Genomic DNA, 14,292 nt, shown 5'->3' with positions numbered 1-14,292 from the left:
ACGTAGTAAATACTACCTGCCGTCGTAGACGATGGTGCTGGGAGGTCGATCACGTCCGCCGGGCACCCGAGTCGTTGTGCGGTCGTCGGCGGTGCACGCGTCCTGGCCGGCGCGACACCCCCGCCCCACCCCCGGTCGGCGGGCGGCCCGTGCGACGATCGACCGCTGATGGAGACCACCACCACCGCCGCACCCTGGCGCGCCCCCCGCTTCTGGCTCTTCCTCCAGGTACTCGCCCGGGGCGTGGTCGGGCTGCTCGCCCGGCTGCGGGTCACCGGCGACGTACCGGACGACCTGCGGCACGGGCCGCTGATCCTGGCTGCCAACCACATCAACCCGTTCGACCCGGTGGTGCTGACCGCCGCCTGCCGGGTACGCCGGATCGCGCCCCGGATCATGGCCACCGGCGGGGTGTTCCGGGCCCCGATCGTCGGCTCCGCGATGCGGGCCAGCGGACACATCCGGGTCGACCGGCGTACCCCGAGCGTCGGACTCGCCCTGGAGCACGCGGCGGTGGCCGTCGCCCAGGGCTCGGTGGTGCTGGTCTATCCGGAGGGGCGGATGGGACTCGACCCCGGCATGTGGCCCGAGCGGGGCAAGACCGGCACCGCCCGGCTCGCCTTCGCCAGTGGCGCCACCGTCGTGCCGGTCGCCCAGTGGGGCGCGCACGAGGTGCTGCCGTACGCGGCGCCGACCGGAATGCTCCGGTCGGTCGGCCGGGCGATGCTCCGCCGGCCGGTGATCCGGGTGCACTTCGGCCCGCCGGTCGACCTGACCGGGATCGACCCGGCCAGCCCCGGCGCCGCCGCCCGGGCCACCGACGCGATCATCGAGGCGCTCACCGTCACCCTGGCACCGCTGCGCCCCGACGAACCCGACCGGCCCCGGTACGTCGACCCGACCCGGCCCACCGAGATCCGTCGGCAGCACCGCCGCAGGCACCCCGACAGCACGGCCGGCACCTGAACCGGGCAGGTGTCCTCCGGCGCGCGACGGGCGGTCCTGAAGGACCCCCTTCCAGGCTCCTGGAGAAGCTCTCTCGGGTGTGGCGGGTCTGGGTTACGGCAGGGTCGGTACGTCGCCGCCGGGCAGCCACTCGACGGTGGTGCCGGGCAGTCCCGTCGTCCAGGTCGCGGTCGCCTCGGCGAGCCGGGCCCGATCCGGCGGCGTCGGACCGAGGCCGATCGCGTACCGGGTCAGCTCGGCGGTGCGCTCGAACGGGCGCGGCCAGGCGTGCGGCTCTGCCGAGCCGGCCCGCTGCACGGCGCTGAGCAGGGCACGGATCCGGCCCCGCACCCGGCCGAGCGTCACGCTGAACGCCTCGCCCCGGACCGCCCGTACGGTCAGTACGGCCCAGGCGGCATGCCGGCGGTGCAGCGGTGGCGGCGACAACAGCCCGGGAACCGGCTCCGGGGCGGCTCCGGCCGCGTCGAGGAGTTCCCACCCGGCGTACAGCTCCCGGGTCAGCAGGTCGCGGCCGGCGGCGGAGACCTGTTCGGAGCAGGACCGGACCGGTGCGCTGGGCGTCATGATCTGTACCGGCGGATCGGTGTCGTCGTCGACCGGTGCCGGGGCCGGTGAGCCGCCCGGTTCGGCGGGGGCGGCCGGCGGGTGCAGGGCGATCGGGTCGCGCCAGTCCCAGGCCGCCCAGTCGGCGAAGAACTGCCGGAGCAGCGGAACCGGGGAAAGGTCGCCGGCCCGGCGTACCGTGCGAGCCGCCAGCACCGTCCAGGCCAGCCCGGGGAGTCCGCCGAACGGCGCCGAGTCGAGTCCGCGTACCCGCGCCCACGCCTTCACCTGCCGGGCCAGCCCGACGAACGCGGACCGGTGCGCGGGTACCGCCGCGAGCAGTTCCTCGGCGTCGCTGACCGCGCTCAGCGCGACCGCCGCCGCCGCGCCCAACTCGGCCCGGCGGGTCACCGCCGCCGTGACCGGGACGTCCCCTGTGGCGACCACCACGAGGTCGACGTCCCGGTCGCCGACGCGCAGCCGCAGCCCCGGCACCCGGGCACCGAGCACCTGGCGCAGCCCGGTCGCGGCCGGCAGTCCGGCCCGCACCCGGGCCTCGACCGCCGACAGTTCGACCACCCCCGGTAGCGCCAGCACCAGGTCCAGGTCGGCGCCGGGCAGGGCGCAGCCGAGCCGCCGCGACCCGACGACGTGCACCACCGCCGCCGGCAGGACGTCTCGCAGCCGCGCCACCACCTGCCGGGTCAGCGGGTCGGACGGCGACTCCTCCGGTACGGTCGCGGCCGGCCGGGACGGATCGGCGTCGAGCCAGCGGAGTTCGCCGGTGCCGAGCGTGATCGCCGCGCGGGGCCGCATCGGCTCGGTGCCCCGGCGGGAGAGCAGAACCAGCTCACCCACCTGCGTCGAGATCTCGCCGAGCCGGGTGGCGAGCTCGGCGGTCAGCCGTTCCGGAGCCGGCACCCGGCCAAGGGTCAGGTGCGGCAGGTAGCCGTCGGCGCGTCCCCGACACTGCGGAAAGGCCCGCTCCAGCGCGGTGTGGAGTGCGGTCCACGGCTGTGCGCCGGCCGCCGACGGGTCGAGCCAGACCGTGCTGTCGTCGCGGTGGGCGAAGCTGCGCACCCCGGCCAGCCGGGCGGGGAACGGGGCGATGCCGGCGGCCACCTCGGCCAGCCGGGGCGCCGCCTGCGCGAAGGTGGACTCCGGCACGAAGCCGAAGAGCAGGTTGACGTGTGGCGGCCAGCGGTCGACCTGCGGGTCGTACCGGCGGCGGATCTCGTCGATCGCCGGCCAGCAGGAGCGGGGCGGGATCCAGGCGACCGCCGTACGCGCCGTCGGCGAGGCGTCGACTCCGGTGGGCGGGGCCGGGTCGGCGGGTACGTCGGCGGGGTCGGCCGAGCCGTCGACGACGATGTCCACGGCGACGCCGTAGTGGTCCGACACGAACAGTCCGTCGACGGAGGCCGGGGCGTCGCCGAGCAGGACGGCGGCCTCGGCCCGCAACCCGGTGCCGCGCAGCAGTACCCGGTCGAGCCGGGCCGCCCGGCCGGACAGTGACGAGACGGCCGCCAACGGGTTGACCAGCGGATCGAAGGTCGGCGTCCAGTCGTCGGACCCGTGCACGTCGGACCAGGCGTCCCGCACCTCGGGTAGTACGCCGGGGCCGGTTCCGCCGTCGTTGAAGTCGCCGACCAGTACCACCGGGCCGTCGATCCCGGCCAGCGCCTCGGCGAGCCGGGCCAGTTCGACCTGCCGCCGGGCCGCCCCGCCGTCGGTGTGGTCGCTGGTCAGGTGGGTACCGGCCACCACCACCGGCCCAGCGGCGGACTCCACGGTGATCGCCGCGACCGCCTTGTGCGGGCCGAGCAGGTGCCGGCCCGCCTCCCGGACCGGCAGCCGGCTGAGCAGCAGCAGCCCGGTGGCGTCGACGTCCCGGCCGGTCGGGTCGGTGCCGAGCGTGTAGCCGGCATGCACCCACGGGGCGCGCAGCAGCAGGCGCAGCAGGTCGGCTTCGACCTCCTGGAGGGCGATCACGTCCGCGTCGGCGTGTTCGAGCGCGGCCAGCAGCAGCGGTCGACGCCGGGCGGTGTCGATCCGGTCGCTGTCGTACCGGTCCCAGAGGGTGTTCCAGGTCAGCACCCGCAGCCGGGCCGGGCCGGGCAGCGCCACGGCGCCGGGCGGCGCGGGCGCGGCGTGCCAGCCGTCGGCCGGTACGCCGGACTGGTCGCCGCCCGGCCCGGCCGACCACCGGAACGGCGTACCGGCGGTGAACGACGGTGCCCGGAGCAGCCGGGGGCGGCGGCTGAGGCCCAGCCGGGCCGAGTCGATCCGGTCCAGGCCGGCGGCCCGGTCCCAGACCACCTCGCCGTCCGCCTCGATGAACAGCACCCGGTGCCACGGGATGTCGCCGCCGGGCGTGAACGCGGGCAACGGCACCCGCTTCGGATCGGTACCCCGGACGTTGACCCCGAGCACGAACCGGGCCGGGTCGAAGCGCGGATCCCAGCGGATCCGGTGGTAGATCTCCTCGCTGGTCCGCACCCTCAACCCACCTCACCGAACACGGGTGTCCCGTCGCGCACGGAGCCGCCCTCGACCGGGATCTCCGGCTCCTCGTCGGCGAGGCTGCCGGCGACGTCCCCGACCGTGCCGTCCGGGCCGACGTACCAGGTGCGGTGCGCCTCGCCGGGCAGCGGCGGGCGGAACCGGCGAAGCTGTCCGGCGAGCACCTCCGCCGGCACCGGGTACGTCCGGTCGGCGTTGCGCCGCTCCAGCAGGTCGTCCGGGACCAGCAGGACCGCGTGCGTGGTCAGCGCGTCGCGGCGGCCGGCCACGGCATGCACCAGGGAACGCTGCTGCCGGTTCAGCGCGGTCGCGTCCCAGACGACCGTCCCGCCGCCGGCCAGCAGCGTGTCGAGCCGGTCCAGGCCGGTACGCAGCACCGCCGCGTTCGCCCGCTGGTCGGCGCGGGACCCCCGGGCCTGGCGCAGCTCGTCGAGCGAGACGATCCCGTCGACGCCCGGCAGGCGCTGCGCGAAGCTGCTCTTGCCGCTGCCGGCCGGCCCGGCCATCAGCACGAGCCGGGGAAAGTGCCCCGACCGCCACCGCCAGGTCGCGGCCGGCGCCTCCTCGGGTACGCCGATCCGGCCGTCCGCGTACGCCTGGCGTGCCTCGGCCCAGCACCGGTCCGCCGCCTCCGGGTCGCACCCGCGCAACGCCGTACGCAGTTCGGCCCGCAGCGGTCGCAGTGGCGCCTCGCCGAGCAGGCCGGCCTCGTCGGCGTGCAGTTCCGACCAGGCGACCTGCTCCCGCGCCTCGGCGGTGGCGGCGTCGTCCCGGCCGGTCAGCACCGCAGCGGCGACGGCGTGCAGCACACCGATGTCGACCGCGTCGGCGAGCCGGACCAGGCCGGCCCGGCGCGCCTCGTCGGGGAACGGCCGGTGCGGGCCGGTGTGCAGGTCCACCAGGTCGGCGACCCGGCGCGCCAGCGGCATCCCCAGCGGGGCCACCAGGTGAGCCGCCAGCCCCGACCGGCGGGTTTCGGCGAAGAGGGCGGCCAGCACCCCGGCCAGGCGCGGGTCACCGGAGCGGCCCAACAGGTCGAGCCGGGCCCGGACGTCAGCAACGACCTCCTCGGCCCGTTCGACCGTCCCGCCGGCACCGCTCGGGCCGGCGGCATCGGCGCCATTGCTGGAGGTGTTGCCGCCGAGGGTGGCGGTGAGTAGCGCGGGGACGTCCACCGGGCCGCCCGACCGCACCTCCCAGAGCGCGGCGTGCGGGCCGAGGCCGTTCGGTACCACCGGAGCAAGCATCCAGTGCGCGTCGGTGCGGACATGGTTCCGGCGTACCCACTTCGCGACCCGGGCGGCGAACTCGGCGCGGGGAAAGCCGTCGACGGTCCGGACCACGTACCCCTCCTGCCGGGCCGGGTCCAGCCGCAGCGTACGCAGCGCCTTCTCGTCGAAGGTGCCCCGCCACAGCACCGGCGGCACCGGCAGGCCGAGCCGCCGGGTGAACCGGACCGTCCGGTCCCAGTCCAGGCAGTGGTCACCGGCCCAGACCGAGAAGGCGTAGAACCAGCTCGCCAGCTCCTGGTAGCCGATCGAGTGCCGGGCGTAGACGTTCTCGCCGCAGATCCGCCACCCGGCCGGCAGTCCGGCGGCGATCCGGCCGTGCAGCGCCTTCAGCCAGGCCCGGGACGGATGGTGCGCCGAGTCCAGCGAGCGGGCGTGCAGGCCGTCCCGGTAGAGGGTGGTGTTCTCGCCGTCGAGTTTCTCGGTCACCACGACCTCCCGGCCGCGCAGGCCGGACAGGTCCCCGACCCGCAGGTCGTCGGCGGCCACTCCGGGCGACCAGGGCAGGTGCGGGGTACGAGGGTAGGGCACTCGCATGATCCGCTCCTGACGACGACCGACCTGGTGATCGAAAACGGTACGCACCACGAGGATCCCGGACCAACCATTTAGGCCGGCGGGACTGGCGGACGTTCGTTCGGCGGCCCCGGTCACCCGGCAACGCCGTCGTCGAGGTCATCGTCGTTCGCACCGCCGGAATGCCGCGACCCACCGCCCCGCCCGCTCACCGAAAGGGCTGTGACAGAGCGCTGAAAGCAGCGGCGGGTTCGATATCAATCGGGCCCGATCCACCACGAGTCCGGGTGCAGAAATGCTCCATCCAACCATCACATTACTGGAGGTCTGTCTAATGCGTCTCAAGAAGGCGATGATATTGGGTGCGCTGGCTGGAGCGTTGACAATGGCGAGCCTGGTGATAACCGCGCCGGCGTCCGCCGCCGAGGCACCCGACGACACCCGCGGCACTGCGATCACCACCGGTCTTCCGACCGCTCCGACTCCCAGCCCCACCCGGGTCGACAGCCTTCCTGCCGAGGGACCCTCCGTCCTCATCGGGAGCCGGCCATGCTGGCTGGCGTACGTCGACGATGTCTGGATCGCGTACGGTGCTGGCACGATTTTCGATTGTCAGGCGTTCTCCGGCTCGGGCTTCGACCCCGCGCACATTGCCGGGGTGCACAGTGTGTCCACCGGAGTATGGTCGTGCATCATTTACTTCACCCAGCCCGATGGCAGCCTGTGGAGCTACGACCTTCCGGCCGGCGGCAACTTCAAACTGCCGTACATCAACATGGTCGGCATCACAATCAGGTAGCCGGCGAAGCGTCGACGGGGTCGGCCCGGCATGGACACAGTTCATTCTCGGGCCGACCCCGGTCGCCGCCGCCGATGGGCCATCAGTCAAGGTCCTCGGTGCACCAGCGGACCGCACAGCGCCTTCGCACTCCCTCGTGAAAGGTCGCGTCCGTCAGTCGGAGCGGCGCTGCCGCAGGTAGGCGAGCACGGCCTCCCGGGTGGTCCGCACCCCGAGCGCCTCGCGGGCCTGGGCGATCCGCCGGTTCGCGGTACGCAGCGACAGGAACTCCGCCGCCGCCGCGGCCGCGATGGTCTCCCCGTCGGCGAGCCGTTCCAGCAGCGCCCGCTGCTCCGGGATCAGCCGGCTCAACACCGACTCGGTATCGGACTCCGGCGCCTCGTCCGGATCCCGGTGTACCGGCCCGAGCCGGCTCAGGTCGTCGACGAGTGCCCGACCCAGCTCGGTGGCGGGGTCCACGATGGCCACCACCCCGGCACCACGGGCGGCGGCCAGTATCGCCAGCCGGACCGTCTCGGCGTCCGGTATCCGGCCGAACAGCACCAGCCGGGCAGCGGCCAGGTCCCAGCCGGGCTCGGCGACGGCGAACCCCTCCCGGGTCGACCATCCGTCCCGGGCCAGTCGGCGCAGCACCGTGGTCGCGTCGGTCGCCGACGGTACGACGTAGCGTGGCGGGTCGGTCATCGCTGCACCTCCAGCACCAGTCACAGCGCCTCCAGGGCGAGGGCCGCGGCTTCGGTACGGGTGCGGGCGCCCAGCTTGCGCATCCCGGACCGGACGTGGGTCTCCACCGTCTCCGCGGATATACCCAGTTGGCCGGCGATGCGTCGGGTCGGTTCGCCGGCCGCGACCAGTCGGAGTACCTCACGTTCCCGGTCGGTGAGGTCGCCGTCCGCGCGGGCGCCCCGGATGTCCCGGCGTACGGAGTGCCGGCGCAGCGCCCGGCGGATCCGGCCGAGCAGTACGACCAGTCCGGCGCGTTCGGCGCGTTCCTCGGCGGTCAGCAGCACCGGAACGCTCCGGGCCGGGTCCGGTTCGTGCAGGCCGGCGGCGAGCAGGCAGCGTACCTCCTCGCGGACCGCCAGCTCCCGCCAGCCGTCGGCGGCCCGGGTGAAGCCGGCCGGGTCGCCGCCCGGGGTGTCCCAGGCGGCGAGGGTCTGCCACACCGGCGCCGGCTCGGGCGGAACGGTGGTCACCGCCCCGTCGGGCAGCCCCGGACCGCCGGCGGCCTCGGCGCCGTCGTACGCCGCCCAGCGGGCGGTGATCTGCCGCAGCCCGTCGATCAGCGGCGGGCCGCCGGAGGACGATCCGCCGGCCCGGTCCGGCTGGCCGTCGAGCCAGGCCGCTTCCCGGCTCACCCAGTCGAGCAGCGCGTCGGCGCTGGCGGAGCCGCCGGTGGTGGCCGCCAGTCGGGATCGGGCCGGGCCGAGCAGCCCACCGTCGGCCTCGACCAGGCTGGCGGCGGCCACCGCGTAGCCCCGGGCCAGGGCGGGCAGGGTGCGGTCGGTGAGGTCGCCCGCCCGGCGCAGCGCCTCGTCAGCACCGAGCGCCCAGGCGGCGTCGAGCGGGTTGGCGGAGTCGGATGCCTGATCGGAGTCGAGGGCGGGCGGCCCACCGCGCAGCGCCGCGGACCAGAGCCGGGCGGCCAGGAACCGGGTCTGCCAGCTGTAGGCGAGGTCGGCCGCACAGGCCCGCTCCGCCGCCTCGGCGGCCTGCCCGGCCTCGGTGAGCCGGCCGTCGGCGAGCAGCGTCTCGACCAGCAGCCAGGCGCTCCACCGGGCGGAGAGCGGATCACCGGCCGCACCCGCCGCCCCGGCGGCCGAGGCCAGCGCCGACTCCCAGCCCGGGGCACGGTTCGCGGCGCGTACCGCCGCCAGTGCGGCTCGCAGGCCCGGATGCGCCGGTTCCGGGCCGGGTCCGGCGGTGATCCGGGCCGCGGTCCGGGTCGCCTCGGCCGGGTCGGTGCCGAGCTGGGCGAGCAGCACGATCCGGTCCCGGGCGGCGAGCTGTTCCGGGGTGGCCGAGTCCGGTACTCCGGCCACCGCCGACCGGGCGCCGGCCAGGTCGCCGAGCTGGACCAGCGCCTCCGCCCGCAACAGGTCCGGGTCGACGCCGAGCGGTGTGCCGGTGGTCAGCACCCGGGCCGCTGCCCGGGGCCGGCCGCAGGCCAGCGCGGCCCGGGCGGCGTCGACCCGGACCGCCGGCTCCGGCTCGACGCCGGGCAGCGCGCAGGCGAGCAGCAGCAGCTCGGCCCGGGTACCGGCGGTGTCGGCGTCGGCCGCCACCGCCAGCGCCCGCCGGTACGCCGCCACACCGTCACCGGCCGCCGCCAGGTGCCGGACCGCCTCGTCGGGAGGTACCAGCTCGGCGAGCCGTCGGTGCAGCGCCCGCCGGCCGGTCTCGTCGAGCAGCCCGGCGGCGACCTCGGCGACGTACGGCGACACCGGGGCGACACCGCCGGCTCCGACGGTCACCAGGCCGGCGGCGGAGAGTTCGTCGACCCCGGTACCGAGCACGTTCGCCGGCACCGGCCGGCCGAGCAGCCCGAGTGCGGCCATCGTGGTACGCGCCGGCCGGGTCAGGTCGGCCAGTGCCGCCGCCACCGCGTAGCCGACCTGGTCGGCGTCGTGGTCCGCCGGCACCGGCTCCGGTCGCCGTTCGGCACCGCCGCCGGGTCGGGGCACTCCGGCCGGCCGGTGGGCAGCCGCCTGGCGGGCCAGGGTCACCACCGCCAGCGGTGTCCCACCGGCTCGCCGGACCACGTCGGCGACGGTCGACGGGCCGAGTCCGGGGGCGATCCGTCCGGCCAGGGCGGTCGCCGACCGCACGGTCAGCGGCGGCACCGCGAGCCAGCCCGCCGCGACGGCCCGCAGCGCCGCCACCGCCGCGCCCGGCAGCCGGTGCGGGGTACGCAGCGCGACCGCGATCCGGCAGTGCGTAGCCAGTGGCACCAGAGCGGCGAGGGTGGCCGGATCGACCCACTGGAGGTCGTCCAGCAGCAGCAGGCCGCCGCGTACCCGGGACCGGACCGCCTCGGCGAGCAGGGCCGGATCGTGCCCCGGCAGCCGGACCCGGACGGCGCGGGCCAGCGCGAACGCCGGTTCGCCGGGCAGGCTGGCCAGGCCGCCACCGGCGAAGACCGGTCCCCGGAAGGCGTCGCCGAGCCGCGCCAGCGCGGTGCTGCGCCCGCCACCGGGCCCGCTGTGCAGCACCACCAGGCCGGGGCTGCCGAGCAGGCCGGAGCCGACCGCGACGACGTCCGGGGCCCGATCGCCGACCGGCCCGTCGTCCGGCAGGTCGGCGGGCCGGAACTGGTCGGGCAGATCACCGACCGACGCGTGCCGCACTGTCCCTCCCCCGCCCGGGTCGAGCCTTACCACCGTGGAAGACGGTGGCACGAACATGGGATCCTGCGCCGGCAGGATATTCGTAGTGTGATGTCCGGCAGGGGCAGCCCGCCCCCGCCGTTGTGTCGGAAGGACAGCAGACGAGATGAGCGTGCTCCACCGGGTTCCTGCCATTGTCGCCGACCGCACCGCCGGCTGACGAGCGATGGGAGCAGGTCCGCTCAGCGCCCGGGTCGCCGGCCTCTGTGACGAGGTCGGTCCACGACTCGGTGCCGCTACCGGAACCCAGGTGTCGGGGGTACGTCGCCGGCTCGACGAGCCGCTGCGGGTGGCGATCGCCGGTCGACTCAAGGCCGGCAAGTCGACGCTGGTCAACGCGCTGATCGGCCGGCGGGTCGCCCCGACCGAGGTCGGCGAGTGCACCCGGATCGTCACCCAGTTCCGCTACGGCACCGCCGACCGGGTCGACGTGGTACGCCGGGACGGCAGCCGGCTCAGCCTGCCGCTGGACGACGCCGGCATGATCCCGCAGCGGCTCGGCGTGCCCCGGGCCGAGATCGGGTACGTCGACGTCACGCTGACCAGCGACCACCTGCGCGACCTGACCGTGCTGGACACCCCCGGGCTCGCCTCGACGAACACCTCGGTCAGCGCGGGTGCCCGGCGGTTCCTCTTCGAGGCCGCCGCCGCCCCGTTCGACGACAACATCGACGACGACTCGGCCGGTGCGATCGCCGGCGCCGAGGCGATCGTCTACGTCTTCACCCAGTCGGTCCGGGACGACGACGTGGCGGCGCTCGAGGCGTTCCGGTCGGTCTCGGCTCGGCTGGCCAGCAACCCGATCAACTCGCTCGGCCTGTTCAACAAGGTGGACAAGCTGGTCGGCGGGGCGGCCGACCCGTGGCCGGTGGCCGGTCCGCTGGCCGCCGACCAGACCGGTGTGCTGCGCCGGGTGGTCTCCGAGGTGGTGCCGATCGTCGGGCTGCTGGCCGAGACGACCGAGGCCGGCCGGCTGACCGCCGCCGACTGCGAGGCGCTGCGGACGATGGCCGGGTTGCCGGTGAGCGAGCGGATGGTGCTGCTCGCCTCGGTCGACCTGTTCACCTCCCGGGACTGCCCGGTCCCCCGGGAGCAGCGGGAACGGCTGCTGCGGCTGCTCGACCTGTACGGCATCGGTTTCGCCATCGCCCAGTTCGCCGCCCAGCCGCAGTTGGCCAGCGGTGACCTGGTGCGGCTGCTGTTCCAGGCGTCCGGGTTCCCCCGGCTCCGTAACACCCTGGACCAGGCGTTCCGGTGGCGTACCGACGCGATCAAGGCTGGCTGGGGGCTGTCCACACTGGAGAAGCTGGCCAGCCACGCTCCCCGGCCCGAGGACCGGGAACTGCTCCGGGACGCGATCGAGCAGGTGTTGCAACAGCCGGAATACCACCGCCTTCGGCTGCTGGAGGTGGCCCAGTTGGTCAGCTCCGGGTCGGTGGAGCTGCCGGAGCCGATGGAGCAGGAGCTGACCCGGTTGGCGCTCTCCACCGACCCCCGGTGGATCCTGAGCCTGCCGGCCGCCGCGCCGGAGCAGTTGACCCGGGCCGCGCTGGAGGCCGCCACGAGGTGGCGGGTGTACGCGGTCGCCGGGGCGAGCCCGGCGCAGTCCCGGGTCGCACAGGTGGCGCACCGCGGCTTCTTCCTGCTCTCCCAGCGGGTACGCGCCGAGGGGAGCCCGCGGTGACCGCCGGCCGTACCGCCACCGGGGCCGGTGCTGGGGCCGGTGCCCCGATGGCGAAGGGCGGCGGGAACCCGGAGGCGGCGCTCGGCGCGGCGCTGACCGGGGCGGTCGACGGCGGGCTGGCGTTCCTGCGCAAGGTCGCCCCGGACGCCGCCGCCGAGGTCGACACGCTGCGCCGCCAGGTGGTGACCCGCCCGTCGATCGTGGTGGTCGGCGAGACGAAACGTGGGAAGAGTTCCCTGGTCAACGCGCTGGTCGGGGTGCCCGGGCTGTCGCCGGTCGACGTCGCGGTCGCCACCTGCTGCTATCTGGAGTTCGTGCCCGGGGCGGAGGCCGGCGCCCGGGCCTTCGTGCCGGGGCGGTCCGAGCCGCTGCCGCTGCGCCTGGCCGACCTGCGGGACTGGGCCACCCCGCTGGGCCGGCTGCCGGACGACCAGCGCCCGCCCCGGCACATCGAGGTGACCCATCCGGCGCCGCTGCTGCAATACCTGAGCCTGGTCGACACCCCGGGTACCGGCGGGCTCGATCCGGCGCACGCCCAGATCGCCCTGGACGCGGCGGCCCGGGCCACCGCCCTGCTCTTCGTGGTCGACGCCGCCGCCCCGTTCGCCCAGCCGGAACTGGACTTCCTGGTCGAGGCGAGCAAGCGGGTCAACCTGGTGGTCTTTGCGCTGGCCAAGACGGACGCGTACCCGGGATGGCGGACGATCCTGGCCGACAACCGGGCACAGTTGCAGGCCCACGCCCCCCGGTTCGGCGGCGCGTCGTGGTTTCCGGTCTCGGCCCGGCTGGCCGAGCTGGCCCGGACGATGCCGGCGGAGGCGGCCGGGGAGCTGATCCGGGAGTCCCGGATCGCCGAGTTGCAGCACGCCCTGATCGGGGTGGCCGGCCGGGGCCACCTGCTGCGCCAGGCGAACCTGCTCCGCACGGTACGCAGCGAACTGGTCCGGTACGACCTGGAACTCGGCGAGCGGATGCGGGCCGCCGACCCCGACCCGGCGGACCTGGCCCGGATCAAGCAGGACCGGGCGGCGCTGGCGGCGCGGAAGCGTACCGAGTCGCGGCAGTGGTCGCTGGCGTTGAGTACCGAGACGCAGCGGGCCCGGGTCGAGGCGACCGGGCTGCTCCGGGGCTATGTCGGTACCCTCCAGGAGGAGTTCCTGAACCGGGTCGACAAGGCTCGGGGCGAGGAGCTGAAGGGGCTGCCGCAGCAGGTCGACGAGGCGTTGCACGCGCTGTCGGTGCGGCTCTCCGACGATCTGGAGGTGCGGTTCCGGCAGGTCGGCGAGCGGGTCCTCGCCGAGGTGTTCCAGCCGGACGAGCTGCGGTTCGTGCTGGGGCGGCTGAACGCGACCCTGCGGCACGCGCTGGCCAGCAAGCCGCGCCGGGAGGGTGGTGGCCCGGACAACATGATGATCGCGATGTCGGCCGGGTCGATGGCGTTCCTGGCCGGCCGGGGCGCGATGGCCGGTGCCTCGGCGCTCGGCGCGGGCGCGCTGGTCGGCGGCAGCCTGCTGATCCCGTTCGCCGGGCTCGGCCTGGGGCTCGCCGCCGGCGGCTTCATCCTGTACAGGCGCCGCGCGCACACCGACCGGCAGCAGGCCCGGATGTGGCTGCGGGAGGTGGTCGCCGACGCCCGGGCGGCGCTCTCGGACGAGATCACCAACCGGTTCACCGATCTGCAATATGCGCTGACCCTCGCTCTGGACGACGCGATCGAGCGCCGGCTGCGGCAGCTCGACGAGCGGATCGCGGAGATCGACGCGGCGGCGGCCGAGGACACCGCCGTCCGGGCCCGGCGCCGGGCCGCGACGCAGCAGCAGCGGGAGACGGCCCGGGCCAGGGTCAAGCAGGTCGACGAGGTGCTGGTGCGGGCCCGGGTGCTGGCCCCGGCCCCGGCCACCGACGCACGAGGGCGGGATCATGACTGACTACTGGGGAAGCTGGTCCGCCGACCAGCCGGAGTTCGGCGGCCCGGAGGGCGAGGACTTCGGCGACCTCACCCCGGACCAGCCCGACGACGTCGGCTTCCCGGTCGAGGGGTTCGGCGCCGCCGACCCCGATCCAGGTGACCTCTCCGGGTCACCCGCCGACCCGCCGATGCCGCTCGGCTACGACGACCTGCCGACCACCGACCCGTACGCCGAGACGGATCCCTACCCGGCGGAGGAGTCGGAGTACGGGCCGGACGGCTATCCGGAGGTACCCGCCGAGGTCGGCTTCGGTGCGGCGGACCCGCCGCTCGGCGCCGACCCGGACCTCGACCCGTACGCCGACACCGGACCGGACTGGTGGGAGTCGACCGAGCTGCCGGATCTCGGCGTACCGCCGGAGCCGGTCGACGGCTTTCCGTGGACCGATCCCGCCCTGCTCGGCCAGCCGGTCGACGCGGTACCGCCGGCACTGTCCGGGCCGGACACCACACCTGTCGGCCCCGACGAGTTGGCCGAGTACGCCGGCGAGGGGCTGCCGGCCGACGGCGATCCCTGGTCGGCGCTGGCCGCCTCCGACGATCCGGCGACGAGTACGCTTGCCCGGTTCTGGTTGCCGGACGAGCGCTGACGAACACCGGGCCTTCCGCCCTGCTGC

General features: G+C 75.3%; 9 protein-coding genes. 5 read left to right on the top strand and 4 right to left on the bottom strand.

Annotation, left to right across the window (positions count from 1 at the left end; all coding sequences use genetic code 11):
* Nucleotides 1-168: 168 nt before the first annotated feature.
* A complete protein-coding gene (locus Pma05_RS09070; RefSeq protein WP_203856874.1) occupies nucleotides 169-966 on the top strand; it encodes a lysophospholipid acyltransferase family protein in 798 nt (265 codons plus the stop codon).
* 93 nt (nucleotides 967-1,059) lie between these two features.
* On the opposite strand, the gene Pma05_RS09065 is transcribed toward Pma05_RS09070, so the two are convergent.
* The gene (locus Pma05_RS09065) at nucleotides 1,060-4,008 is read right to left on the bottom strand and encodes a poly(A) polymerase (protein WP_203856873.1); all 2,949 of its coding nucleotides are present in this window, start codon (nucleotides 4,006-4,008) and stop codon (nucleotides 1,060-1,062) included.
* Nucleotides 4,009-4,010: 2 nt separating this feature from the next.
* On the bottom strand, nucleotides 4,011-5,858 hold the full coding sequence (locus Pma05_RS09060) for an RNA ligase family protein (protein WP_203856872.1): 1,848 nt from the start codon (nucleotides 5,856-5,858) through the stop codon (nucleotides 4,011-4,013).
* 313 nt (nucleotides 5,859-6,171) lie between these two features.
* On the opposite strand from Pma05_RS09060, the gene Pma05_RS09055 reads away from it, so the two are divergent.
* Nucleotides 6,172-6,636, top strand: coding sequence for a hypothetical protein (locus Pma05_RS09055; protein ID WP_203856871.1), 465 nt, complete (start codon nucleotides 6,172-6,174; stop codon nucleotides 6,634-6,636).
* Between the two features lie 153 nt (nucleotides 6,637-6,789).
* On the opposite strand, the gene Pma05_RS09050 is transcribed toward Pma05_RS09055, so the two are convergent.
* Both Pma05_RS09050 and Pma05_RS09045 read right to left on the bottom strand, forming a co-directional pair.
* A complete protein-coding gene (locus Pma05_RS09050; RefSeq protein ID WP_203856870.1) occupies nucleotides 6,790-7,320 on the bottom strand; it encodes a LuxR family transcriptional regulator in 531 nt (176 codons plus the stop codon).
* Nucleotides 7,321-7,340: 20 nt separating this feature from the next.
* The gene (locus tag Pma05_RS09045; RefSeq protein WP_239312022.1) at nucleotides 7,341-9,983 is read right to left on the bottom strand and encodes a LuxR C-terminal-related transcriptional regulator; all 2,643 of its coding nucleotides are present in this window, start codon (nucleotides 9,981-9,983) and stop codon (nucleotides 7,341-7,343) included.
* A 289-nt stretch (nucleotides 9,984-10,272) separates the two neighbouring features.
* On the opposite strand from Pma05_RS09045, the gene Pma05_RS09040 reads away from it, so the two are divergent.
* Genes Pma05_RS09040 through Pma05_RS09030 form a run of 3 tightly spaced genes read left to right on the top strand, consistent with a single transcriptional unit; the run spans nucleotide 10,273 to nucleotide 14,265 of the window.
* Nucleotides 10,273-11,706, top strand: coding sequence for a dynamin family protein (locus Pma05_RS09040; protein WP_239312020.1), 1,434 nt, complete (start codon nucleotides 10,273-10,275; stop codon nucleotides 11,704-11,706).
* Complete coding sequence (locus tag Pma05_RS09035; protein WP_239312017.1) at nucleotides 11,703-13,634, top strand: dynamin family protein; 1,932 nt, start codon at nucleotides 11,703-11,705, stop codon at nucleotides 13,632-13,634. The genes Pma05_RS09040 and Pma05_RS09035 overlap by 4 nt, the downstream gene beginning before the upstream one ends.
* Complete coding sequence (locus Pma05_RS09030) at nucleotides 13,627-14,265, top strand: hypothetical protein (RefSeq protein WP_203856867.1); 639 nt, start codon at nucleotides 13,627-13,629, stop codon at nucleotides 14,263-14,265. The genes Pma05_RS09035 and Pma05_RS09030 overlap by 8 nt, the downstream gene beginning before the upstream one ends.
* Nucleotides 14,266-14,292 lie beyond the last annotated feature (27 nt).

Origin of the sequence: Plantactinospora mayteni (genome assembly GCF_016862935.1) — a bacterium.
In the GTDB taxonomy this organism is placed as follows: domain Bacteria; phylum Actinomycetota; class Actinomycetes; order Mycobacteriales; family Micromonosporaceae; genus Plantactinospora; species Plantactinospora mayteni.
Note: the sequence above shows the minus strand (reverse complement) of the source record. Positions and strands in the feature narration are given on the sequence as shown.

Excerpts from the sequence above, each read along its gene's own strand:
- Pma05_RS09030 (WP_203856867.1), top strand. The coding sequence starts at position 13,627 with ATGACTGACTACTGGGGAAGCTGGTCCGCCGACCAGCCGGAGTTCGGC.
- Pma05_RS09060 (WP_203856872.1), bottom strand. The coding sequence starts at position 5,858 with ATGCGAGTGCCCTACCCTCGTACCCCGCACCTGCCCTGGTCGCCCGGA.
- Pma05_RS09050 (WP_203856870.1), bottom strand. The coding sequence starts at position 7,320 with ATGACCGACCCGCCACGCTACGTCGTACCGTCGGCGACCGACGCGACC.
- Pma05_RS09070 (WP_203856874.1), top strand. The coding sequence starts at position 169 with ATGGAGACCACCACCACCGCCGCACCCTGGCGCGCCCCCCGCTTCTGG.
- Pma05_RS09055 (WP_203856871.1), top strand. The coding sequence starts at position 6,172 with ATGCGTCTCAAGAAGGCGATGATATTGGGTGCGCTGGCTGGAGCGTTG.